Genomic DNA, 23,386 nt, shown 5'->3' with positions numbered 1-23,386 from the left:
GCAGCGCGCGCAGCTTAGGGCAGCCAGCGGGTGCGTCGGCGGCCAAGCCTGGCAATACTCACCGTGTCGGCGCTGTGCCTGCAGGCCCCAGGTGCTGTGTCAGGAAGGCGGCCATGCGCTCGGCGAAGTCCACCTTGTTCTTCAGCACGGCAAAGTTATGGCCTTCGCCCGGGTAGGTCACCCACTGGGGCTCGTTGCCGGCCGCCTGCAGGGCCTCGCGCAGGCGCTTGCCGTGGGCCAGCGGCACGCGGCGGTCTTCCTCGCCGAAGGCCAGCAGCAGCGGCGCCTTGATGCGGGCTGCCTGGTGCACGGGGGAGTTGGCCAGGATCATCGCCGCGTCGGCCTTGCCGTCGGCCACCAGCTCGGACATGCGGTAGCGGCGCATCAGGTGCGAGTCGTCGTCCACCCAGAAGGAGCCGTTCACCAGCAGTTCCAGGTCGGCCACTGCCACCCAGGCCACGCCGCAGCGGTACAGCGCCGGGTCGCGCACCAGGCCCATCAAGGTGCTGTAGCCGCCGTAGCTGCCGCCGGCGATGCAGGCCTTGTCGCTGGCCAGCCCCTGTTTCTGTGCCCAGCGCAGCGCGTCGGCCACGTCGTCCTGCATGGCCTGGCCCCACTGGCGGAAGCCGGCCTTCATGTGCGCCTCGCCGTAGCCGGTGCTGCCGCGGAACTCCGGCTCGATGACCACAAAGCCGCGCGAAGCCAGAAATTGCGCCCGTGCATGCCAGCCCCAGCTGCTGCCGCGCGACCACGGGCCGCCGTGCACCAGCACCACGGCCGGCAGCGGCCCCTTGGCGGTGGGGCTGCGGGTCACCCACACCGGCAGGTCGCGCCCGTCGCGGGCGGTGATGCGCTGGAAGGCCATCGCGGCCATGTCCTCGGCCTTGACGGCCTCGTGTGCGCGGCCCACTTTGCGCCAGCCCTTGCCGCCGTCCAGCGGGCCGCGATGCACCCACCACTCGCCGGGCTCGCGGTCGCTGTAAGAGTGCACCAGCACCACCATCTCGGGTTGGCCGCACTGGCGGCAGACGAGGCGGTTGACGCGTCCGGGCAGCAGGCCGTCTACCTGCTCCTGCAGCGCCTTCATGCGGTCGGTCAGCCACACGGTGGTTTCCGCCTCGGTCACCACGCGCACGCCGCGCAGCTGGCCGTCGTTCTGCGTCATCAACTGACCCGTGAAGTCAAAGCCCGGCGTGACGACCAGCGGCTGCTCCTCGGGAGCGCGGCGCGTGAAGTCGTAGCGGGCCAGCACCTGCTGGCCGTCCTGGCCGCGGGGCTGCGTCACGTAGAGCGTGCCGGCACTGTCCACGCCGAACGGCATGAAGGGGGCCTGGCCCAGCGCGGCCTCAAACAGCGGCTGCCAGTCATCGCTGCCGGGCGCGCGCCAGGCAGCACTCATGCGGTCGTCGCGCCGCACGATGGCCACGCGCGCCTCGCCCTGCGGGTCGGTCAGCAGGTCAACGGTGTCGGCCGGCACCTTGAAGTCCGCGCTGCGGGTGCGGCCGGTCATGGTGTTCAGCCACAGCGGCGTCAGCGTGCGGTCGTCGTTGACGGTGAAGCGGCCCACGAGCACCTCCTCGCCGCCGACGCCGTCGCGCGAGCGCAGTGTGCTGAGCAGGCGGTGGTTCCACTCCAGCAGTCCGCCCGTGGCCGGGTCGCGAACGGTACGTGTGTTCAGCCGGCGCACCAACTGCAGCCGCTTGGTGCCGTCAGCATTGACGGCGAACAGGCCACCGGCGCCGCGACCGCGTCCGCTGCCCTGCGAAAAGTCCACCGCACTGAACACCAGCCGGTCGTCGTTGACCCAGTGCACGTTGGTGACGTCACCGTCCTCGAACTGCACCACTCGGCGCGGCTGGCCGCCGTTGACGACGTCGAACACCACCAGGCCGGCCCGTTCGGCGCCCAGCGTGCCGGTGATGGCCAGCCAGCGCCCGCTGGGCGACAGGCGGGCGTCGACGATGTCGGGATCCCTGAAGAACACCTCGGCAGGGGGCGGTGCGGCCTGGGCGTAGGCGGCCAGCAGCAAACCGGCCATGCAGGCCGCCCAGCGGAACATCGTCGTCAATCGCTTCTCCTCGTCACAGCCTTGTGGGCGGTGCGGGAGCATACGGCCAGGCGTCAGCGACCTGGGGCTGGCACGCCAGGCGTCGGGCCGCTGTTCTGAGGGCCCGGTGCCAGGTGGCGGGCGAGGAAGGTCTCGACGCGGCGGGCAAAGTCCAGCCGGTGCGCGGGCTTGCCCCAGCCATGGCCTTCGCCGGCGTAGCTGACCCATTCGGGCGGCCGGCCGGCTGCAGCGAGCGCATCGCGCATGCGCTTGCCGTGGGCAAGCGGGACGCGCTGGTCCAGCTCGCCGTAAGCCAGCAGCAGCGGCGCCTTCATACGCTCGGCCAGCTTGACCGGCGAGTTGGCGGCGAGCATCCCGGCGTCCTTGGTGGCATCTCCCACCAGTTCGGGCAGGGTCAGCCTGCGTGACAGGCCACTGTCGTCGGGCACCCACCAGGAGCCGTTCACCATCAACTCCAGGTCTGACACCGCCACCCAGGCGATGCCGCAGCGGTAGAGCTCGGGATCCTTGGCCAGCCCCATCAGCGTGGCGTAGCCGCCGTAGCTGGCGCCCGCAATGCAGGCGCGGTCGCTGGCCAAGCCCTGCTGTTGCGCCCACCGCAGGGCGTCCGTCACGTCGTCCTGCATGGCCTGGCCCCATTGTCTAAAGCCGGCGCGGAAATGGGCCTCCCCGTAGCCGGTGCTGCCACGGAACTCCGGTTCGATGACGACATATCCGCGCGAGGCGAGGAATTGCGCCCAGGCGTTCCACTGCCACACCACGCCGCGCACCCAAGGGCCACCGTGCACCAGCACGACGGCGGGCAGCGGGCCCTTGGCGCCGTCGGGGCGCGTGATCCACACTGGCAGCTCCCGCCCGTCACGCGCCCGGATGGTCTGCAGGTCCAGTCCGGCCATCGTCGCCGGATCGACGTCCTCGCGCAGGCGGCCGATCGCGCGCCAGCGGTTCTCGCCGGCGGTGGGCTGGGCCTGGTAGAGCCACAGTTTGCCGGGGTCGCGGTCGTTGTAGGAGTGCACGAGGGCCACCATGTCCGGCTGGCCGCAGCGGCGGCAGTCGATGTGGTTGAGCTTGCCGGCCAGCAGCCGGTCGACCTGTGCCTGGAACTTCTTCATGCGCTCGTCCAGCCAGACGGTGGTCTGGCTGTCCACCAGGGCGCGCACGCCCAGCAGCGTGCTGCCCTCCTTGATCAGCTGACCGCTGAAATCAAAGCCCGGCGCGCGCACCAGCGGCGGGTCCATGGGCGCCCGGGTCTGGGCGTCGTAGCGCGTCAGCACCCGCTGCGCGCTGCCCGGCGGCACGTGGCTGATGTAGAGCGCACCGTCGTCACCGACACCCTCGATGCCGAAGGGCGATGCCAGCGCCGGCGTGTCGTAGAGCTGCGCCCACTCGGTCTGGCCCGGCGGCAGCCAGTGGGCCTGCAGCCTGCCGTTGCGCAGCGCAACCGTCGCACGCGCATCGCCACGGCTGTCTACCACCCAGTGGTGGCCGCTGGCGGGAGCGGTGGTGGCGTAGGTGCGGGTTGCACCGGTGTTGATGTTGATCCAGACGGGGTTCTCGGCGTAGACACCGCCGACATCACCCATCTCGGCGAGCAGCACGCGGTCATTGGCCTCGCCCGGGCGCGGCTCGGGCACCGCCAGCAGGCGGTGGTTCCAGTGGACGCCATCGGGATGGGTGCTGTCGGAGGTGATGAAGTTGGTCGTCTGGCGCACCAGCATGCGCATGCGCGACCCATCCACGTTCACCGCGAACAGGCCCAGCGCCTTGTTGTGGCTGGCACTGGCCTCGCCAAGGTCGGCGAGGCTGAAGAGCAGGCGGTCTTCGTTGGCCCAGCGAACCTGCAGCACGTCCGAGCTTTGCGAGCGGACGACGCGTGACAGCTGCCCGCCGGCGGTCAGGTCCATCACGACGAGGCCGACGCGGTCGGCACCCTTGGCGGACGTGATGGCCAGCCGCTTGCCTGACGGGGACAGCACGGCCTCGGCGATGTCGGGGTCGTTGAAGAACGTCTCGGCAGGCGGCGCAGCGAGGGCAGCGGCGGCCGGCAAGGCCAGCAGAGTGGCCGTCGCGGCCCGGAGGAAGTGGCGAAACATGGTCTCCTCGTCTTGTTGGATAGCGCTATCTTGCGAGTGCAGCATAGAGCCAATCACGAGGAGCCTGGGTGTTCGAATCGGCAATCCTCACCTCGTCGAGGCGGCGGCAGTGCTGCGGGACAATGCCTCGCCATGACTGCTGCTCCCCCCGACGACGCCCCCGTCGTCATCATCGGCGCCGGGCTGGCCGGCCTGACCGTGGCCCTGCACCTGGCTGACACCGTGCCCGTCGTCGTGCTCGCCAAGCGCGAACTGACCGAAGCTGCCACCGCCTGGGCGCAAGGTGGCATCGTCGGCGTCCTCGGCAGCGACGACTCCATCGACAGCCATGTGCGCGACACGCAGGACGCCGGTGCCGGCCTCGTTGACGAAGGCACGGCCCGCTTCATCGCAGAGCGCAGTGCTGCGGCCGTGGGCTGGCTGGTGGAGCAGGGCGTGCCGTTCACGCCCGACGACACCGGCCCCATGGGTCTGCACCTCACGCGCGAGGGCGGCCATGCGGTGCGCCGCATCGCCCACGCGGCCGACGCCACCGGCAAGGCCATCCACGACCAGTTGCTGGCCGTGGCTCGCCGCCACCCCAACATCCGGCTGCTGGAGCGCTGGATGGCGCTGGACCTCATCACGTCGCGCCATGTGCAGCGCGACGAACCGCCGCGCGTCTACGGCGTCTACGCGCTGGACATCGACACCCAGCGCGTCGAGACACTGGCCGCACGCGCTGTCGTGCTGGCCACCGGCGGCGCCGGCAAGGTCTATCGCTACACAACCAACCCCGACACGTCGACGGGCGACGGCATCGCGATGGCCTGGCGGGCCGGCTGCCGCGTCGCGAACATGGAGTTCATCCAGTTCCACCCGACCTGCCTCTACCACCCGCAGGAACGCAGCTTCCTCATCACCGAGGCACTGCGCGGCGAGGGCGGCCACCTGAAGTTGCCTGACGGCACGCGCTTCATGGCCGCGCATGACGAGCGCATGGAGCTGGCGCCGCGCGACATCGTCGCCCGCGCCATCGACTTCGAGATGAAGAAGCACGGCCTGGATCATGTGTGGCTGGACGCCACGCACCTGGGCGAGGCCTTCCTCGTCGAGCATTTCCCCACCATCCATGCGCGCTGCCTGAAGCTGGGCATCGACATCGCGCGGCAGCCCATTCCCGTCGTGCCGGCCGTGCACTTCACCTGTGGCGGCGCGGTGACCGACCTGGCCGGTCGCTGCGACCTGCCGGGTCTGTACGCGGTCGGCGAGACCGGCTACACGGGGCTGCATGGCGCCAACCGGCTGGCCAGCAACTCGCTGTTGGAATGCGTGGTGCTGGGCCAGACCTGCGCGGCCGACATCCTCAGCCACGCGCCGCAGCCGCCTGCGCCGCTGCCGGCCTGGGACGAGAGTCAGGTCGAGAATGCCGACGAGCAGGTCGTCATCGCCCACAACTGGGACGAACTGCGCCTGCTGATGTGGAACTACGTCGGCATCGTCCGCACGACCAAGCGGCTGGAGCGGGCGCTGCACCGCATCGAGCTGCTGCGCGGCGAGATCGACGACTACTACGCCAACTTCCGCGTCACCCGGGACCTGCTGGAGTTGCGCAACCTGGTGGACTGCGCGGAACTGATCGTCAAGTCCGCGCTGATGCGCCACGAAAGCCGTGGCCTGCACTACAGCCGCGACTACCCGCAGACGCTGCCGGTGAGCTTCCCGACGGTGTTGATCAGCGAACGCCGACGCCGTTAGGCGTCATCGGTGCCGGGTTCCGCGGTCGGCCGCCCGCGCTTGGGTGCCGGGCTCGCCGCGGGCTTGATGCCGCGCCGCGCCAGCGCGTCGCGCAGCAGGTATTCGATCTGCGCGTTGGCCGAGCGCAGCTCCTGCGCGGCCAGGCGCTCGATCTGAGCCCACAGCGCCGGGTCCAGCCGCAGCGCGAAGCTCTTCTTGTCAGGGCTGGCCATAGCGCATCCCGACAGCTTGCCGGCCTAGACGGGGCGAGGGGCTCATGAATACAGCGTGCCGGCGTTGACGATGGGCTGCGTGTCCTTGTCGGAGCACAGCACCACCAGCAGGTTGGACACCATGGCCGCCTTGCGCTCGTCGTCCAGCTCCACGATGTCGCGCTCCGACAGGCCGCGCAAGGCCTCCTCCACCATGCTCACCGCGCCTTGCACGATCTTCTTGCGGGCGCTGATGATGGCCTCGGCCTGCTGGCGGCGCAGCATGACCTGGGCGATCTCCTGCGCGTAGGCGAGGTGGGTGATCTTGGCGTCCAGCACGCGCACACCGGCCTCGGCGAAGCGGGCCTGCAGCTCGTGCACCAGCGCGGCCGCGACCTCGTCCTGCCCGGCACGCAACGTGGTCTCACCGGCGCTCAGGTCCTCGCCGTCGTCGTAGGCGTACTGCGAGGCCAGGTGGCGCATGGCGGCTTCGGCCTGGATGCCCACATAGGCTTCGTAGTCATCCACCTCGAACACCGCTCGGGCGCTGTCTTCCACGCGCCAGACGACGGCCACGCCGATCTCGATGGGATTGCCGCGCTTGTCGTTGACCTTGATGGTCGGCGCATTGAGGTTGCGTGCGCGCAGCGAGATGCGGCGCTTGACGGCGAAGGGGTTGGCCCAGCGCAGGCCCTCGGCGCGGTCGGTGCCGGTGTAGCGGCCGAACAGCGTCAGGATGCGGCCCTCGTTGGGCTGCTGCATGTACAGGCCCGCGAACATCAGCACGGCCGCCACGATCAGCAGCACACCGAGCAGCATCACCAGCGGCTGGCCGCGGCCGGCCCACAGCACCAGCGGGCCCAGCACCAGCAGCCCCAGGCCGCCCAGGATGGCGAGATAGCCACTGGTGGTGCTGGCCGCCGTCTCCTGGCGCTGCGCGTTCGTCTGAATCATCATGGCCTCCTGTAAAAGTGATATCACTTTAATTGCATTTCGAAGGCGGTTGCAAGGGGGCGGACGAAAAAAAAGCCCGCAGCTTGCGGGCGTGGTCGGAGAGGCTCAGCGCCAGGCGTCAGCTCAGCCGCGCGCTCGCAGCGCGGTACGGGCCTGCACGAAGTTGAAGGCGTAGCTCACCGCATCGGCGATGGCGGTGTCGATCTCGTGGCGCTCGTGCTCGGTCAGGTAGAAGCTGAAGTCCACCTCGTGGCGGATGTAGCGCGGCGTGAGGCGGTTCAGCGCCACGCAGGCCACGTCGCACAGCAAGTCGTTGCTGGCGGCGATCTCGGGGTGAGCCTCGGCGGCGTCCATCACGGCGGCGAACACCTCGCGCTCGTGGTGGTTGTACAGGGAGCTGAAATCGGCGGGCATGGGCGGCCTTTCTGGGTCAGGGACGATGCGCGGTTATAGCGCCGCGCGGTGGCGGCCTCCACTGTCCCAGATCAAGCCGCGCCGATGCCCGGGGTCATCCCGGAGGCCTGGGCCTTGCGGGCAGCCGTGAAGTCCAGCATGCGGTTGATGCAGCGCTGCGCCTTCACGCGGGTGGGCTCGTCCACGTGGATCTCCGGCGCGCCGCGCTCCAGGCACTGCACCAGGTTGAGCAGGCCGTTCATGGCCATCCACGGGCAGTGCGCGCAGCTCTTGCAGGTGGCGCTGTTGCCGGCGGTGGGCGCCTCGATCAGCGTCTTGTGCGGCGCGAGCTGGCGCATGCGGTGCAGGATGCCGTTGTCGGTGGCGACGATGTATTCCTGCGCCGTGCCCTCGACGACGGCCTTGATGAGGGCCGACGTGGAGCCCACCACATGGGCCATGTCGACGACGCTCTTGGGTGACTCGGGGTGGACAAGAATCTGCGCGTTCGGGTGCTGCTCGCGCAGCAGCTCCAGCTCCAGCCCCTTGAACTCGTCGTGCACGATGCAGGCGCCGTTCCACATCAGCATGTCCGCGCCGGTCTGCTCCTGGATGTAGCGGCCCAGGTGCCGGTCGGGCGCCCACAGGATCTTCTGGCCCTTGGCGTGCAGGTCGGCCACGATCTCCAGCGCGCAGGAGCTCGTCACCATCCAGTCGGCGCGCGCCTTCACGGCGGCGCTGGTGTTGGCGTAGACGACGACCTGCCGGTCGGGGTGCGCGTCGCAGAAGGCCGCGAAGTCGTCGGCCGGGCAGCCCAGGTCCAGCGAGCAAGTGGCGTCCAGGTCGGGCATCAGCACGCGTTTCTCGGGGCTGAGGATCTTGGCCGTCTCGCCCATGAAGCGCACGCCGGCGACGACCAGTGTCTGCGCAGCGTGGTCGCGGCCGAAGCGGGCCATCTCCAGCGAGTCCGACACGATGCCGCCGGTGGCCAGCGCCAGGTCCTGCAGCGGGCCGTCCACGTAGTAATGCGCCACCAGCACGGCGTTGTGCGCCTTCAGCAGCTCGGCAGCGCGTTCGGTGAGAGTCTGGCGCTCGGGCGCCGTCAGCGGGGCGGGCACCTTGGCCCAGGCGTGGGCGGTGCAGGTCTGACCCTGGGCGTCCTGGCGCGGGTAGTCAAAGCTCACTTGGTTCATCACGGCATCGTATCGTTTCGGGCCCGGCCCCTGCCGCCCGCTGCCTACACTGACAGCCATGTTGAACTTGAATCGGCGCCAGTGGCTGGCCGCAGGGACTGCACTGGGCGTGGCGCCGTTGTCGCCGGCCCAGGCGCTGCCGTCGTGGCTCAGGTTTGCCGTCAGCGACACCTGGGCGGCGCCCTACCTGGTGGTCAGTAGTGGCGCGCCGGTGGGCGGCCTGCTTTACGAGCTGATGCTGGCCATCGCGGCGGAGGCGGGCGCGCGGCCGCAGTTCGTGCGGCTGCCCAACCAGCGTGTGGACGCGGCGCTGCTGTCGGGCGATGTGGACCTGCACTGCATGCTCAGCGCGCAGTGGTACGAGGGACCGCTGCCCGGCCGGCTTGGTCCGCCGATGGTGGACCTGGAGGACGTGCTGGTCATGCGCGGGCCGGGCCCGGCGGTCGAGCTGCAGGCGCAACGGGGCCTGCGAGTGGGCACAGTGCTGGGCTACCGCTACGAAAGCCTGCTCGACGCCTTCGCGTCGGGCGCGCTGGTGCGGGAGGACGCGCCCAGCCAGCAACTCGTGATGGAGAAACTGAGGTTGGGCCGCACGGAGGCCGCGATCGTCGATCGGCGCGTGCTGCAGCATTTCAACCGCGACCGCCTCGCAGGCGATCGCCTGCATGCGCGCCAGCGCATCGCGCACACCGTCACGCATGGCTGCGTCTCGTCGCGTTCGGCATGGCCGCAGGAGCGGCTGATGCAGGCGCTGGAGCGGGTGGTGAGCAGCGGCGCGCTGCGCCGCCTGCTGGATCGCCCGGCCTGAGGGGCCGAGACCAGCTCAGGCCTCGGCGAAGAAGCGGCTCGGCGGCATGCCCACCGTGCGCTTGACCATGGCCGTGAAGGCGCTGGCGCTGGCATAGCCCAGCTCGGTGGCGATGTGGCTCATGGGCTGGCGCCGTGCAGCCATGGCCAGCGCATGCGCCAGCAGTACCTGCGAGCGCCACTGCGCAAAACTGGTGCCCAGCTCGTCGCGGAACAGCCGCGACACCGTGCGCGCGCTGGCACCGATCTCCCCGGCCCACGCCTCCAGGCTGAGGTGGCGGGCGGGCGCGTCCAGCATGGCCTCGCAGAGTCGGCGCAGGCGGGCGTCGTGCGGCAGGTCCACGCCCAGGCGCAGCTGTCGGGCGCGCTGCAATTCGTCCACGATGAGCGCGCGCAGCAGCGCCTCGCGCGCGCTGCCGGGCGCGGCCGCTGCGGGCGCGTCGGGGCGGGCGTCCAGCTGCATGACCAGCTCGCGCAGCAGCGGCGACACCTCCAGCACGCGGCATCGCTGCCAGTCCGGGCTGCCTTCGTCTTCCAGCAGCCCCGGCAGCAGGTAGAGCGTGCGCAGGTCGGCGCGCTCCACCACGGTGACGGCATGCGTCACGCCGGCCGGTATCCACACCGCCCGCGACGGCGGCACGAGGAAGGTGCTGTGTGCCGCGTCGGCATGCGCGCTAACGCGCACCGCGCCGCTGACCGAGAACACCAGCTGGCCCCAGTCGTGGCGGTGGGGCTGGATGTCCATGTCGGCGGCCATCTCGCGCGCCTTGGCCCGCAGCGGCCACTCGGCGCTGGGGGCAAAGCGCAGTGGGTCGGCCGGGGGCAGGGTCTGGCGTGATCGGCGCGAGGGGGCAGGGCGCATGGCTGGAATTCGACAGAACTTGACGAACCATCGTAACCAGGCCGGCGTCGCCCTTCCTACAGTGCGGGCATGGACACCGCTCTCCCTGCCCCGGACGCCGGCCTTCAGCGCCGCCGCGACATCGCCACCATCTCCACCATCGGCGTGGCGCATGGCAGTTCGCACTTCTTTCACATGCTGCTGCCGCCGCTGTTCCCGGCCTTCATTCAGGCCTTCGGCCTGAGCTATTCGGAGCTGGGCCTGCTGGTGACGACCTTCTTCGTCATCTCCGGCGCCGGCCAGGCGACGTCGGGCTTCATCGTCGACCGCATCGGTGCGCGGCCCGTGCTGTTCGTGGCCATGGCCTGCTTTGCGCTGGCTTCGGTGGCAGCCGGCCTGGCACAGGGCTTTGGCGGGCTGATGCTGGCGGCGGCGCTGGCCGGCCTGGGCAACGCGCCCTTCCACCCGGCGGACTTCACCATCCTGAACAAGCGCGTCTCCCAGCCCCGGCTGGGCCACGCGTTCTCAGTCCATGGCATCACCGGCAATCTTGGCTGGGCGCTGGCGCCGGTGTTCTCCATCGGCATCGCCCAGGCCAGCGGCAACTGGCGCTATGCCTACCTGGGCACGGCGCTGGTGGCGCTGGCCGTGCTGGCCCTGCTGTACTGGCAGCGCGACGCCATCGATGACCGCCAGGGTTCCTGGGGCCATGCCAAGGTGGCGCCTGGCGCGGCTGCCGAGCACCCCATGGCCTTTCTGAAGTTGCCCTCGGTGTGGCTGTGCTTCTCGTTCTTCTTCTGGACGACGGCGGCGCTGTCCAGCATCCAGAGCTTCGCCAGCCCGGCGCTGCAGCAGATGTATGGCCTGCCGCTGGCGTTGACGGCCTATGTCGTCACCGGCTACATGCTGGCCGGCGCGGCCGGCATGGTGTGCGGCGGCTTCCTGGTCGCGCGGGCCGAGCGGCTGGAGCGCACCATCGCGCTGGCCATGGCCTTTGCCGCCGCGCTGCTGCTGCTGGTGGCAACCGGCCTGCTGCCGGGGCTGCTGGCGGCGGGCGTGGCGGCGCTGGCGGGCTTTGGCACCGGGCTGGCCGGGCCGTCGCGCGACATGCTCATCAAGCGCGCCGCGCCGCCCGGGGCCACGGGTCGCGTGTACGGCACGGTGTACTCGGGGCTGGACATCGGCTTCGCGCTGGCCGCGCCGGTGTTCGGCTGGGTGCTGGACCACGGCATGCCGCGCGGCGTGTTCGCCGGCGCAGCGGTGGCGCTGATGCTGGGTGTGGGCTCGGCCGGGCTGGTGGGGCTGGGCCTGGCGCGGCGCCGGGTGCAGGTGGCCGCCGACACCTGACGTCACCGCCGCACGGCGGCACGTACCATGCGCGCTCCCGCTCGATGGAGGCTGTTGCCCGCATGAAGTTCAAGCATTTCGTCACCTCGGCCACGTTCGAGAACAACGCCTTCCTGGCACTGCTGGTCGCAGTCAGCGTCGCCTTCGTGTGGATCCTGCTGCCGTTCAGCGGTGCGGTGTTCTGGGGCGCGGTGATCGCCATCGTCTTCACGCCCCTGTATGCCGCCCTCGTGCGGCGCTGGCCGGCTCGGCAGACGCTGGCGGCGCTGGCCACGCTGTCCGTCATCGTCGTCATGGTGCTGCTGCCCATGACGCTGCTGATGGGCACGCTGCTGAAGGAGGGCGCGGCGCTGTACCAGCGGCTGCAGTCGGGCGAGACCAACTTCGCGCGCTACTTCGAGCAGGTCCTGGCCGTTGCGCCCGCCTGGCTGCATGAGTTGCTGGAGCACTTTGGGCTGACCGATCTTGCGGCGCTGCAGGAGCGCATCACGCAGGCCGTGGCGCGCGGCAGCCAGGCGATTGCCACGCAGGTCTACAGCATTGGCCAGAACGCGCTGGACCTCGTGGTGGGTTTCTTCGTCATGCTCTACCTCGCGTTCTTCCTGCTGCGCGACGGCGCGGCGCTGAGCCGTCGCATCCGCGCGGCCGTGCCGCTGGCGCCGGAGCACCGCCGCGAACTGGCGGCCAAGTTCATCACGGTCATTCGCGCCACCGTCAAGGGCAACATCCTCGTCGCCGCGACGCAGGGCGCTTTAGGCGGGCTTGCCTTCTGGTTCCTCGGCATCAAGGGGGCACTGCTGTGGGCGGTGCTGATGGGCTTCCTGTCGCTGCTGCCGGCCATCGGCGCGGGCCTGATCTGGCTGCCCGTGGCGATCTACTTCCTCGTCACCGGCGCCACCTGGCAGGGCGTGGCGCTGATCGCCTATGGCGTGCTCGTCATCGGCCTGGTGGACAACCTGCTACGGCCGCTGCTGGTGGGCAAGGACACGCAGATGCCTGACTACCTGGTGCTGATCTCCACCATCGGAGGCATGGGCCTGTTCGGGATCAACGGCTTTGTCATCGGGCCGGTCATCGCGGCGATGTTCATGGTGGTCTGGGACCTGTTTGCCACGGCGCGCGAGGCCGCCGCGGCGGCGGACGGTGACCGGCCGAGCGAGGGCTGACGCCATGGCGCTCTCGCTGCGTGTATGGGGCGTGATCGGCGTGTGCGTGGCTGCTGCTGTGCTGGCCTGGCAACAGCCGGGCCCCTTGCGGGCCTGGGTCGCCTCGGCGCAGCAGGCCGCTGCGCCGGCCCCGGCGCCGCTGCGCAAGTGCGTCAATGGCCAGCAGGTGTCATACACCAACGTCGACTGTCCGGCCGGGCATCAGGCGCAGGCCGTGACGGCGCCGCCCGTCAACGTGGTGCCGGGGACGCCGGTGCCCAAGCCGGCACCGGCCAGCAGCGCGCCGCTGCTGCGCCAGGTGCTGGATGTGGACCAGAAGGGCACGTTGAAGGACCAGATGATGGAGCGCGCGATCGAGGGGGCTCGCTGAGCATCGCGCGGGCTAAAGTCTTGACATGACTAGACAAGAGACACCCCCCCGCCTGGCCGGCCACAAGCTGGTGGAGGCGCTGATCGCACAGGGCATCGACACCGTCTTCGGCGTTCCTGGTGAGAGTTACCTTGCCGTCCTCGACGGCTTCCATGAGCATCGCGACAGCATCCGCTTCGTGGCCTGCCGCCAGGAGGGTGGCGCTGCCTTCATGGCTGAGGCGCAAGGCAAGCTGACCGGCAAGCCTGGCATCTGCTTCGTCACGCGCGGCCCCGGCGCTACCAACGCCAGCATCGGCCTGCACACCGCCTTTCAGGACAGCACGCCGATGATCCTGTTCATCGGCCAGGTCGCCAGCGACCAGCGCGACCGCGAGGCCTTCCAGGAGGTGGACTACCGCCAGATGTTTGGCCCTGGCACGCTGGGCATGGCCAAGTGGGTGGGTGAATGCCACGAGGCTGAGCGCCTGCCCGAGTACGTCGCACGCGCCTTCCACACGGCCATGCAGGGCCGGCCCGGCCCGGTGGTGCTGGTGCTGCCCGAGGACATGCTGACCAAGCCGATCTCGGCGCCGGTGGTCGCCCCTGCGCGGCCCGCCGAAGCCGCCCCCACGCCCGCCGCGCTGGCCGAGCTGCGCGAGCGCCTGGCGGCGGCGAAGCGGCCACTGGTCATCGCCGGTGGCGGCGGCTGGACGCCCGCATCGACCGCGGCGCTGCAGTCGTTCGCTGAAGCCTGGCAACTGCCGGTGGGCTGCGCCTTCCGCTTCCAGGACCTGTTCGACAACGCCCACCCCAACTACGCCGGCGATGTGGGCATCGGCATCAACCCGAGGCTCGCGGCGCGGGTGAAGGACGCCGACCTCATCCTCGCCATCGGCCCGCGCCTGGGCGAGATGACGACCGGCGGCTACACGCTGCTGCAGGCACCGCGACCGGCGCAACAGCTCATCCACATCCATGCCGGCGCCGAGGAGCTGGGCCGCGTCTACACGGCCGAGTTGCTGATCAACGCGAGCATGAGCCAGGCCGCCCCGGCGCTGGCCGCGCTGGCGCCGCCCGCCGACATCGCCTGGCGCGACTGGACGGCCGCTGCCAACGCCGACTACAGCGCCAACCTCGTGCCCACGCCGGTGGCGCCGCTGGACATGGCTGAGGTCATGCGCCTCATCGACGCCACGCTGCCCGAGGGCACGGTGTTCACCAACGGCGCCGGCAACTACAGCGGCTGGCTGCACCGCTTCCACCGCTACACGGCGCTGCACCGCTTCGGCAAGACGCAGCTGGCGCCGACCTCCGGCGCGATGGGCTACGGCGTGCCCGCTGCGGTGGCCGCTGCGCTGCTGCAAGACCAGCGCTGGGTGGTGAACATCGCCGGCGATGGCGACTTCCTGATGACCGGCCAGGAGCTGGCCACGGCCACCGGCTATGGCGCCCAGCGGCTGCTCGTCGTCGTCGTCGACAACGGCACCTACGGCACCATCCGCATGCACCAGGAGCGCGAGTACCCGGGCCGGGTGTCAGGCAGCGACCTGTACAACCCCGACTTCGCCGCGCTGGGCAAGGCCTTCGGCTGGCGGGCGGCGCGCCTCACGCGCACCGAGGAGGTGGCCGGTGCGCTGGCCGAGGTGCTGGCCCATCCCGACCAGCCCACGCTGCTACACCTGAAGCTGGACGTCGACGTGTCCACCAGCCGCAGCACCCTCAGCGCCATCCGCGCGGCGGCCGAGCAGCGCCTGGCCGGCGCGTGAGCGGCGGCGCGGTACGCGTCGGCCTCACGCTGTCGGTGCAGGACGGCAGCCGTCACGCTGTGGCCACGGCCCAGGACGTGGCGGACGCGCTGCGTGGCTGGGGCCGTGAGCCCGGCAGCCATGCCTTGCTGGGCGGCGCCGGCCGCGTGCTGCAGGCCGCGGGCGACATGGGGCAGGGCTTTCAGCTGCGCTTGCTGGACGGGGCTGCCTCGCCGCTGCGCAGCGAGCGGGCCGCGCTGAGCCGGGCCGAGGTGGTGCGCCGCCTGCAGGCCTTTGTCGCGGCCCCCGACGACACCGGCCCGCGCGCCGGCTGGCGGCGCGGCCGGCGCTGGCGCAGCGAGGCCGACATCGCCGCCCGCTTGCCGCGCTCACCCTGGGCCTACTGGCGGCGCTGGCTGCTGCTGTTGTTGGCGCTGCAAGTCGTGCCGGGCGTGTTTACCGGCGTCGGCCTGTGGGAGCAGGGGCGCACCGATCGCTTCATGGACGGCGCCGTCCGCTACGAGGCCCGCGTGGTCAGCAACGAGCCTGATCCCAGCGGGTCCAGCCGGCGTCGCGTGACGCTGCACCGGCTGGACGGGCAGGGCGCCTACGTGCACATCTCGCGCAAGTCGCTGCTGGCGCGGGCCCAGGTGGGCGACGCAGATGCCATCTGGGTGGCCCGGGACGGCCGCTGGAAGAGCGACTCGTCGCTGTGCCTGTACTGCGGCTATGGCATTGCCGGCATGGGCCTGTTGTTCCACGCGCTGACGCTGATGGGCCTGTTCCTCCAAGGCTGGCAGGACCGGTTCCGCCCGCGCGCGCCCGACCGCTTCGCGGCGCTGGATGCCGCTCCTGCAGGGGGCGCGCCGGTCCATCCGGCGTGACGCCCCAGGGCAGACCCGTCCCCTCAGCCCAGGGGGGCTCAGGGATTGCCCCGCGTTGACCCGCCGCCCAGGAAGCGAAACACTGTTTCAACTGCTCGCTGATTGCAGGCCCATGACCGGACACCGCCGGGTGCCCGGGGCTTCGACGGCGGTTGCAGGGCGGTGCGCCTGCTGCGCCCGCTTGCCCTGATGCCCCCGCGAGCCGGTGCCGCGCGGGCCTCACACCCCTCACGGCCTGCCGCCGCTTTCCCCGCGTCCTGATCGTTTTGCGCTGCGCGCCCGACCCCTGACGGGTCGGGAGCTGATGGCGTTCGCCCCTGCGAGCCGGTTGACCGGCAGCAGGCGCCTGCTCGACCCACCCACAAGAAGCGGCGCGCCACGCCTGTGCGCCCAGGAGACAAGCCATGAACCCACGCAAGCCCACCCGGGGCCTGCTGGCCTCGTCCATCTCGCTCGGCCTGCTGGCCGCGTGCGGCGGCGGCCAGAGCCCGGTGCCCGAGGCCTCGGCCTCGCTGCAGTCCACCGACGCGCCCAGCGCCACGCGGCTGGACGCGAGCACGGAGGGCGCCACGGTGCGGGCGCTCGCGACGCGCGCGCCACGGCCGACTGCACCGGCGCCCGCGCCGGTCATCGACGCCGTCACGCTGACCGAAACCCTCGCGCCGCTGCTGTTCGACATCGGCACTCGCAGCTATGCGGCGCCCGCCACGATCAGCGGCCTGCACAACCCCGCCAACTACCGCGCCGCGCCTGCCGGCCTGGCAGTTCGCTACCGTGGATCCCACCCGGGGCGTGCTGATGTTCGAGCGCGAGACGGCGCCGGACAACGGCTGGCACAGCTGGTCGCGCCAGGGCAAGGTGCGCGTCACCGGCGGTTCGTCGGCCGCGGCCAACCGCGTCTACACGGTGTTCAACAAGGAGCAGTTGCTGGCGGCACTGCGCGAGGCGAAGAACGAGCCCAAGATCATCCGCATCGTCGGCCACATCGACTTCCGCTGGCGCGACAACAACACCGTGTTCGAGGAGTACACGGGCTTCCTGGACCAGAAGAACGGCGGCAGCTTCTCCATCCCGTCCAACACCACGCTGGTGGGCATCAACGACAGCAACGGCCGGCCGGCGCGCATCACCGGCACGCAAATCCTGATCGGCACGGAGGCCGCCACGACCTCGGCCGGGGCCGAGGCCGACTTCAAGGCCTGGGCCGCCGCCGGCAAGGATCCGGAGCTGTTCCCGACCTGGACGCGCAACATCATCCTGCGGAACCTCGCGATCGACACGCCCTGGGACGTGAACCCCGAGGACAGTGGCAATGCCTACATGGACGGCATCGCCATCACGCGCGGCCAGCAGATCTGGATCGACCACGTGACGATCAGCGATGGCGATACACCCGACTCGCTGGCCAGCGACACCCGCCACGACGGCGCGCTGGACATCATCCGCGGCAGCGACTACGTGACCGTGTCCAACAGCGTGTTCACCAAGCACCACAAGACCACGCTGGTGGGCAATGGCGACTCTGGCCGCGCCTGGAGCGATGCAGGCCGCCTGCATGTGACGATGACCGGCAACTGGTGGGATCACCCCTACAGCCGGCTGCCGCTGGTGCGCTTCGGCCAGCTGCACATGTACAACAACCTCATCACGGGCAGCACCACGACGGATGACCCGGACAAGAAGTTCGCCTCCGGCCTGGACGTGCGCTACCAGTCCGACGTCATCGCCGAGAACAACTTCTATGAGTTCACGGGCCTCAAGCCCAAGGAGGTCTGCGGCAAGCTGGCCGGTGGCAAGCAGGCCCTCAGCTTCCGCAGCTCGGGCCACCGCTTCATCAGCGACAAGGACGATGCCGGCAAGCCCATGACCGGCGTCATCGACGTGCAGTTGCAGGGTTGCGAAGGCCTGCCGGTGGCGCAGAACTGGGTGCCGCCCTATGCCTACACGCTGCGCAGCGCCGACGCCGTGCGCAGCGCCATCCAGCAATCGGCTGGCGCAGGCCGCGTGGGTCCGTTCGCGGTGCAGGGGCCGCTGCCGCCGCCGCTGCCGAGTTCGCCCGCACCCAGCCCCAGCCCTGCACCGAGCCCGAGCCCGTCGCCGTCGCCGTCGCCCTCCCCATCGCCCAGCCCGGCGCCCTCACCGGCACCGGGCCCCGCGCCGGCGCCGCTGATCCCGGGCACGGCCTGCACGCCGGTGCTGCCTTGCGAGGTCAACGGCGCCAACGAGCAGGTGCTGAGCACCGCCGTCACGGTGGCGGCGCCTGCTGCTACCTACAACCCGGCCACGGGCGCGTACACGCTGTCCGGCGCGGGCGTCATCAACACGGGCGCGCCCTACGCCTTCAACTTCAAGTACCGCGCGCTGACGGGTAACTTCACGTTCACCGCCCGGGTCGTGACGCAGGGTGGCAGCGCGGACTCCGCACGTGCCGGCGTGGTGGCGATGAGCGCGCTGAGCGGCACGCCGGCCTATGCCTGGACGGCGCGCTACGCGTCCACTGGCGCCATCCGCGCGGCGATCAATGGCAACAACAAATCCAACATCGGCAGCTTTTCCACATCGACGCTGCCCGTGTGGGTGCGCGTGGAGCGCCGTGGCAACGCCGTCTATTCCGCGGCGTCCAGCGACGGCGTGACCTGGAGCGAGGTCAGCAACCTGAGCGTCAGCGTGCCCACGCTGTACGTGGGCCTGGCGCTGTCGTCCGGTAGCAACTCGACCGTCGTCACGGCGGACTTCGACAACGTCACGGTCGTTGGCGGTCAATGACACACAAGGAGACATTCATGAGGTTCAAACCCCACACGCTGGCCGCACTGGCGTTCAGTCTCGTCGCTGGCGCCGCCCAGGCGGCCGCCACCCAGGAGGTCCACTACACCTCGCTCAACGGTACGGCCATCAGCTTTTCCGAGCTGGCCGATGGCGCCCTCATCGACGGCGTGCTGACCAGCGGCGGCGTGCAGTTCGGCGAGCGCTTCGACGGCCAGGAGCTGGCCATCGCGAAGGCACCGCGTCCGGGCGAGGTGGCGCAGGACTGGTTCGACGACCTCAGCAACGGCACGCCGACGGCGGGCCTGACGCTGCTGGCCGGCGCAGCTGGCGCCAATCTCGGCGCCTACAACTACGGCGATGCCGACGGCACGGCGCTGTTCGGTGTCGGCCCATTGGCGGGCGCGGCCGACGGCTTTGGCGCCATCTCGGCCCGCTTCGCCTCGCCGGTGTCGGCACTTGGCTTCCAACTGCGTGACGTCAACGGCGGTGCGGTGACGCTGAGCCTGTACCGCATCGACGGCGGCCTCATCGAGGCTGTGGATCTGAGCGGCCGCAGCGATGGCCGCTTCGCCTTCGCCCGCACGGGCGGCACGGCCGACATTGCCGGCTTCACGCTGACCCACCGCGACGACTACTACGGCGTATCGCTGGACAACCTCGTCCTGGCCACCGCACCCGTGCCGGAACCCGCCTCGGCGCTGCTGCTGGTGCCTGGCCTCTTGACGCTGGCGGCCGTTGCTCGCCGTCGCCGTGCCCACTGATCCCGATCAAACCCCAAGGAGACAAACCATGAAGCGCTTCCTCACCCTTGCCGCCATCGCCGCAGCCGCCTTCGCCGCCCAGGCCACCACGCTGACCCATGGCGATTTCGCCTTCACCGGCGTGAACGGCAACACGACGGTGGGCGGTTGGTCGTTCGTGACGTTCACCGACATCGCCGCCGGCACGACGATCTACTTCACCGACACCAATGTGCTGACGACGCCGACCTCCAGCGGTGTGTTCTCGACGACGGCCGAGACCTTCTGGTCCTGGACAGCCAACGCCAAGGTCGCGGCCGGCACCTCGGTGGCATTGCTGGGCACCGGCACCACCGGCCAGTACACGGCCAAGTCCGGCGCAGCAGGCGGCACGCCCAGCGGCACGGTGACCAACCTGAACGGCGGCGCCTCCAACATCTCCAGCGGCGGCGACATCCTCTATGCCTTCCAGGCCGCGTCGTACGCCACCAACTACCAGCCCTCGGCCATCACGTTCCTGGGCGCCATCTCCAACCGTGGCACCTACACCAGCGCCGACAACCCGACCGCTGCCACCGGCCTGAGCGGCATCCAGCTTCGCGAGTACAAGTTCGGCACGACCGCGACGCGCTACACGCAGTTCACGGCCCAGACCACGGGCACCGACGCGCCCTACGCCTCCATGGCCCTGCTGAAGTCAGCGTTGGCCGACGGCGACAACTGGACCACCATCACCGCGTCCAACACGACACCCATCGTGGCCGACGTGCTGGCCGTGGCCGCGCCCGTGCCCGAGCCCGAGAGCCATGCGCTGATGCTGCTCGGCCTGGGCGTGGTGGCCTGCGTGGCCCGCCGCCGCATGCGGCGTTGAACGGAGGGCGCTGCGCCGGCTCGGAGACAATGCGGCCATGAGCGACCTGGACCTGGCCTTGCGCGGCGACTACATCGAACTGGACAAGCTGCTGAAGGCCACCGGCCTGGCCGACAGCGGCGGGCAGGCGCGTGCGCTGATCACGGCCGGCGAGGTGACGGTGGACGGGCAGGTCGAGCTGCGCAAGACGGCCAAGATGCGCGCCGGCCAGGTGGTGCGCCTGGCTGGCCACACCGTGCGCGTCGTGGCGCCGCAGTGATGCGCCGGCAGCTGCCTCAGCGGTAACGATCCAGGATCTGGTTCAGTCGGCCCTCGGTGTGCATCTGGCGCAGGGCCTGGTTGATGGCGTCCAGCGCCGCCGCCTCACGGGGCGAGACGGCGCAGCCCAGCTCCGTGCGGTCGAACTCCAGCACCTCGCGCAGGCCTGCGCCCGGGTGGCGCTTGATGAAGTGCTGCAGCGACAGCCTGTCGGTCAGCACATAGCGCACCCGGCCCACGGCCAGCCGGCGCAGGTTGGTGTCCGCGTCGACGACGTCCTGGCGGTTGAAGGCCCGGGGCAGCGCCGCGTCGATTCTGGGGTAGTGGTAACCCAGCACGGTGCCGACCGGTTCACCGGCCAGGCCCGAGAGGGCGGCCAGGGGTGGTGCGTCACGCGAGGCGGCCACCACCTCGGCCGAGGCGATGAAGCGCTGCGTCCACAGCAGCTGCCCCTCGAGCCAGCCGGGCTGCACGTAGCAGTGCACGTCGGCATCGCCCCTGTGCAGCGCCGAGGCCGCGCGCTTGGCTGGCAGCACGACGTACTGCAGCGGCCGTCCCAGGCCCGCTGCGAGGGTTTCGGCGATGTCCTTGAGCAGGCCGTCAACCGGCCGCGACCCGGTCATGGCCAGCAGGGGCATGGCCTGGTTGGTGGGCAGCACAAAGCGAAGCGGTGCCGGTGCACCCTGTGCGGTGACGGCGGATGTGGCGGCCGCCAGCGCCAACCCGGCCAGCCAGCGCAGGCTGGGGCGGGGTAGGGCCGGCGGCCGGCGGGTCATGCCGGCAGCAGCGTGAGCAGCCGGTCCAGGCCGCCCTCGTTGATGGCCACCATCGCCGCGGCTCGTACCTTGGGCTTGGCATGGAAGGCCACCGACAGGCCAGCTTCGCCCATCATGGGCAGGTCGTTGCTGCCGTCGCCCACGGCCATGGCCTGGGCGGGCGTGCAGCCGATGGCGGCGCAGCACTGCAGCAGCATGCGGCGCTTCTCCTCGCCGTCGCAGATGTCGCCCCAGTCCTGCATGACGATGCGGCCGGTCAGCGCACCATCGACGATCTCCAGCTCGTTGCTGCGCACGTAGTCCATGCCTAGCTCGGCGGCGACATGGCGCGTGAAGAAGGTGAAGCCGCCGGACACCAGCACGAGCTTGAGCCCGGCCGCCTTCAGCGCCGCGCACAGCTCGCGCGCGCCGGGATTGAACGTGAGCCGCTCGGCCAGCACGCGGTCCAGCACTGTGGCGGGCACGCCGGCCAGGAGGGCCAGGCGCCGGCGCAGGCTGTCGCGGAAGTCCGTGATCTCGCCGCGCATCGCGGCCTCGGTGATAGCCGCGACGGCCTCGCCCTTGCCCGCGAGGGCTGCGATCTCGTCGATGCACTCGATGCTGATCAGCGTCGAGTCCATGTCGAAGGCGGCGAGCTTGTAGTGGCTGAGCGGGGGCAGGGCGAGACCGGCTTGGACGACGAGGCCGGGGGAAGGGGCGGAGGTCACGGGAGGCGGGAGGCAGCAGAAGGTGGGTGGATTATCCCGGCACCCTTGCCGCACCACGGTTCGCGCCGCACGAGGGCGCGCTTGCGCAGCAGCGGTTCAGTCGCGGCGCTGCGCGAAGGCCTGGCGCACCGTGTCGACGGGATCGAGCAGGCCGGAGGCCAGCTGGTCGGGGCGCAGGGGGAAGGCCTGCTGGCGGGCGAGCAGCAGCCGTGCCGCTGGCGTGCCCTCGCGCAGCGTTGCCCCGATGAAGGGCGCCAAGTCTGGCGGGCGGCCGTCCGGTCCTTTCACGGCGCGCAGCACGTTGGGGTTGGAGTCGGCCAACAGCGTCTCGAAGCGGGCTTGCGTCAGCACGAACTCGCGGCGCGACACACAGCGCTCCCGAACAACGAACGCGGGGTCGGTGAGGCAGCGGTCCAGCTGCGCGTCGCTGAGCGGTAGCCGGGCCGCGAGCAGCGCCAGCCAGCGGACGCTCTGGTCGCTGTCGTTGAGGGCCTGGGCCAGCTGAGCGGCATCAAAGCTGGCCGCGAGCTGGCTCGTCCAGCCGCGCCGCACGACGGGGTTGGCGTGCGCCAGCCCTGCGGCCGCCTGGGCCGGGTTCGGGCGAGCCTCCGGTCGCCTGCGGTACCACGAAGCGAGTTCCTCGTCCTTGTGCAGCAGGCCGGCATTGATCTGCTCGGCCGGAAGCGCAATGTCGCGGCGGCGCAGCAGGCCGATGCGCACCAGGGGGGCTGGGTCGGTCAGCACGAGTGCGATCTGCTCGGCGTTGTAGCGGGGCAGCCACCAGGCCTCCATGGTCAGCCGCTCACGCACGGCGACGGGCGCCTCGCGCAGCAGGCGTGTGGCCGTCTCAGGCGGCAAGCCGCCTTCCGCGGTGCGCAACTGGGGGAGCATGCGCAGCAGCAGCTCGTCGCGCTGCTGTGCCAGGGCCTGGTCGAGCAGGCGAGGGGTCGCCTGTTGCCGTGCCGCGGGCGCCATCAGCCGTAACGCGCGGCGCACGCGTTCGTCATCGCCCTGCGTCAGCACCTGCTGCAGGCGGGTCTCGGCATCGGGCTGCTGCAGGCGCTGCGACAGCAACCAGCGGGTCAGCAGGTCAGCCCGGCGCGCCAGCACGGCCAGTTGGGCTTCCGACAGCGGCAGTGCGGGTGGGGCCAGCAGAGCCCAGTCCAGCCGGTCGTCGGCAGCGTCCAGCAGGCGGCCCACCAGGGCTGGCGCTGGCGTGGCAAAGCGGCTGCGCAGTCCGTCGGCCAGCGTCTGGCGAAGCGCCGGTTCCGGTGAGTGGGCCCACAGCGTCAGCCATTGCTCGGCATCCAGTTGCGCGGCCGCTGCCACCAGGCGCCGCACGTCGGGCGAGGGGTCCTTGACCAGGCGCGGTAGCAGCTCGGGCGGCACCGTCCACCGCTGTTCCAGTGCGAGCTGCAGTGCTGCAGCCCGCGAGTCGGCATCGGCATGCAGCAGTTCGGCCGCCAGCTGCTCGGCGTCGCTGGGCGGCTGGGCG

At 70.7% G+C, this 23,386-nt stretch carries 21 protein-coding genes; 11 read left to right on the top strand and 10 right to left on the bottom strand.

All coding sequences use genetic code 11. From position 1 onward, the window contains the following. Window positions 1-58: 58 nt before the first annotated feature. Together ACG0Z3_RS06260 and ACG0Z3_RS06255 are read right to left on the bottom strand one after the other, a co-directional pair. Window positions 59-2,059, bottom strand: coding sequence for an alpha/beta hydrolase family protein (locus ACG0Z3_RS06260; protein ID WP_394396842.1), 2,001 nt, complete (start codon window positions 2,057-2,059; stop codon window positions 59-61). A gap of 62 nt (window positions 2,060-2,121) precedes the next feature. After that, complete coding sequence (locus tag ACG0Z3_RS06255; RefSeq protein WP_394396344.1) at window positions 2,122-4,161, bottom strand: alpha/beta hydrolase family protein; 2,040 nt, start codon at window positions 4,159-4,161, stop codon at window positions 2,122-2,124. A 132-nt stretch (window positions 4,162-4,293) separates the two neighbouring features. On the opposite strand from ACG0Z3_RS06255, the gene nadB reads away from it, so the two are divergent. Continuing rightward, complete coding sequence (gene nadB, locus ACG0Z3_RS06250) at window positions 4,294-5,898, top strand: L-aspartate oxidase (RefSeq protein WP_394396341.1); 1,605 nt, start codon at window positions 4,294-4,296, stop codon at window positions 5,896-5,898. Here the strand turns inward: nadB and ACG0Z3_RS06245 are convergent. From ACG0Z3_RS06245 to nadA, 4 genes are all read right to left on the bottom strand, one after another. After that, on the bottom strand, window positions 5,895-6,110 hold the full coding sequence (locus tag ACG0Z3_RS06245) for a type II toxin-antitoxin system antitoxin (RefSeq protein WP_394396338.1): 216 nt from the start codon (window positions 6,108-6,110) through the stop codon (window positions 5,895-5,897). The genes nadB and ACG0Z3_RS06245 overlap by 4 nt on opposite strands. 42 nt (window positions 6,111-6,152) lie before the next feature. Next, window positions 6,153-7,043, bottom strand: a complete 891-nt coding sequence (locus ACG0Z3_RS06240; RefSeq protein ID WP_394396335.1) for an SPFH domain-containing protein — start codon at window positions 7,041-7,043, stop codon at window positions 6,153-6,155. A 123-nt stretch (window positions 7,044-7,166) separates the two neighbouring features. After that, the gene (locus ACG0Z3_RS06235; RefSeq protein ID WP_394396333.1) at window positions 7,167-7,457 is read right to left on the bottom strand and encodes a late competence development ComFB family protein; all 291 of its coding nucleotides are present in this window, start codon (window positions 7,455-7,457) and stop codon (window positions 7,167-7,169) included. A gap of 71 nt (window positions 7,458-7,528) precedes the next feature. Then, window positions 7,529-8,629: a quinolinate synthase NadA gene (gene nadA, locus ACG0Z3_RS06230; protein WP_394396331.1), complete on the bottom strand. Its 1,101-nt coding sequence runs from the start codon at window positions 8,627-8,629 to the stop codon at window positions 7,529-7,531. Window positions 8,630-8,687: 58 nt separating this feature from the next. On the opposite strand from nadA, the gene ACG0Z3_RS06225 reads away from it, so the two are divergent. After that, window positions 8,688-9,437: a substrate-binding periplasmic protein gene (locus ACG0Z3_RS06225; RefSeq protein ID WP_394396328.1), complete on the top strand. Its 750-nt coding sequence runs from the start codon at window positions 8,688-8,690 to the stop codon at window positions 9,435-9,437. Window positions 9,438-9,452: 15 nt separating this feature from the next. Here ACG0Z3_RS06225 and ACG0Z3_RS06220 read toward each other — a convergent pair whose 3' ends face one another. Then, entirely contained in the window at window positions 9,453-10,298 is an 846-nt protein-coding gene (locus ACG0Z3_RS06220) for an AraC family transcriptional regulator (RefSeq protein WP_394396327.1), read from the bottom strand. Window positions 10,299-10,367: 69 nt separating this feature from the next. Here ACG0Z3_RS06220 and ACG0Z3_RS06215 point away from each other — a divergent pair, with 69 nt between their 5' ends. The 9 genes from ACG0Z3_RS06215 to ACG0Z3_RS06175 all read left to right on the top strand — a co-directional run bounded on the left by ACG0Z3_RS06215 (window position 10,368) and on the right by ACG0Z3_RS06175 (window position 20,409). Continuing rightward, entirely contained in the window at window positions 10,368-11,624 is a 1,257-nt protein-coding gene (locus tag ACG0Z3_RS06215) for an MFS transporter (protein ID WP_394396324.1), read from the top strand. A 62-nt stretch (window positions 11,625-11,686) separates the two neighbouring features. After that, window positions 11,687-12,790 carry an AI-2E family transporter gene (locus ACG0Z3_RS06210; protein WP_394396322.1) on the top strand — a complete coding sequence of 368 codons (1,104 nt, stop codon included), beginning with the start codon at window positions 11,687-11,689 and terminating at the stop codon, window positions 12,788-12,790. A gap of 4 nt (window positions 12,791-12,794) precedes the next feature. Beyond that, the gene (locus ACG0Z3_RS06205) at window positions 12,795-13,160 is read left to right on the top strand and encodes a hypothetical protein (RefSeq protein ID WP_394396320.1); all 366 of its coding nucleotides are present in this window, start codon (window positions 12,795-12,797) and stop codon (window positions 13,158-13,160) included. A 25-nt stretch (window positions 13,161-13,185) separates the two neighbouring features. Next, window positions 13,186-14,907 carry a thiamine pyrophosphate-binding protein gene (locus tag ACG0Z3_RS06200; RefSeq protein WP_394396318.1) on the top strand — a complete coding sequence of 574 codons (1,722 nt, stop codon included), beginning with the start codon at window positions 13,186-13,188 and terminating at the stop codon, window positions 14,905-14,907. Then, on the top strand, window positions 14,904-15,770 hold the full coding sequence (locus ACG0Z3_RS06195) for a hypothetical protein (RefSeq protein ID WP_394396317.1): 867 nt from the start codon (window positions 14,904-14,906) through the stop codon (window positions 15,768-15,770). The genes ACG0Z3_RS06200 and ACG0Z3_RS06195 overlap by 4 nt, the downstream gene beginning before the upstream one ends. A gap of 774 nt (window positions 15,771-16,544) precedes the next feature. Next, window positions 16,545-18,536, top strand: a complete 1,992-nt coding sequence (locus tag ACG0Z3_RS06190; RefSeq protein ID WP_394396316.1) for a pectate lyase family protein — start codon at window positions 16,545-16,547, stop codon at window positions 18,534-18,536. Window positions 18,537-18,553: 17 nt separating this feature from the next. Beyond that, window positions 18,554-19,300 carry a hypothetical protein gene (locus tag ACG0Z3_RS06185; RefSeq protein WP_394396314.1) on the top strand — a complete coding sequence of 249 codons (747 nt, stop codon included), beginning with the start codon at window positions 18,554-18,556 and terminating at the stop codon, window positions 19,298-19,300. Between the two features lie 28 nt (window positions 19,301-19,328). Next, the gene (locus ACG0Z3_RS06180; RefSeq protein ID WP_394396312.1) at window positions 19,329-20,150 is read left to right on the top strand and encodes a PEP-CTERM sorting domain-containing protein; all 822 of its coding nucleotides are present in this window, start codon (window positions 19,329-19,331) and stop codon (window positions 20,148-20,150) included. Between the two features lie 37 nt (window positions 20,151-20,187). After that, window positions 20,188-20,409, top strand: a complete 222-nt coding sequence (locus ACG0Z3_RS06175; RefSeq protein ID WP_394396310.1) for an RNA-binding S4 domain-containing protein — start codon at window positions 20,188-20,190, stop codon at window positions 20,407-20,409. A 16-nt stretch (window positions 20,410-20,425) separates the two neighbouring features. Here ACG0Z3_RS06175 and ACG0Z3_RS06170 read toward each other — a convergent pair whose 3' ends face one another. The 3 genes from ACG0Z3_RS06170 to ACG0Z3_RS06160 all read right to left on the bottom strand — a co-directional run bounded on the left by ACG0Z3_RS06170 (window position 20,426) and on the right by ACG0Z3_RS06160 (window position 23,280). Further along, window positions 20,426-21,184, bottom strand: coding sequence for a substrate-binding periplasmic protein (locus ACG0Z3_RS06170; protein ID WP_394396308.1), 759 nt, complete (start codon window positions 21,182-21,184; stop codon window positions 20,426-20,428). Further along, window positions 21,181-21,891, bottom strand: coding sequence for a phosphoserine phosphatase SerB (gene serB, locus ACG0Z3_RS06165; protein ID WP_394396306.1), 711 nt, complete (start codon window positions 21,889-21,891; stop codon window positions 21,181-21,183). Before serB ends, ACG0Z3_RS06170 begins: the two co-directional genes overlap by 4 nt. 96 nt (window positions 21,892-21,987) lie before the next feature. Continuing rightward, a complete protein-coding gene (locus ACG0Z3_RS06160) occupies window positions 21,988-23,280 on the bottom strand; it encodes a hypothetical protein (RefSeq protein ID WP_394396305.1) in 1,293 nt (430 codons plus the stop codon). Window positions 23,281-23,386 lie beyond the last annotated feature (106 nt).

This window comes from Pelomonas margarita (assembly GCF_043555875.1).
GTDB classification, from domain to species: domain Bacteria; phylum Pseudomonadota; class Gammaproteobacteria; order Burkholderiales; family Burkholderiaceae_C; genus Pelomonas; species Pelomonas margarita.
Note: the sequence above shows the minus strand (reverse complement) of the source record. Positions and strands in the feature narration are given on the sequence as shown.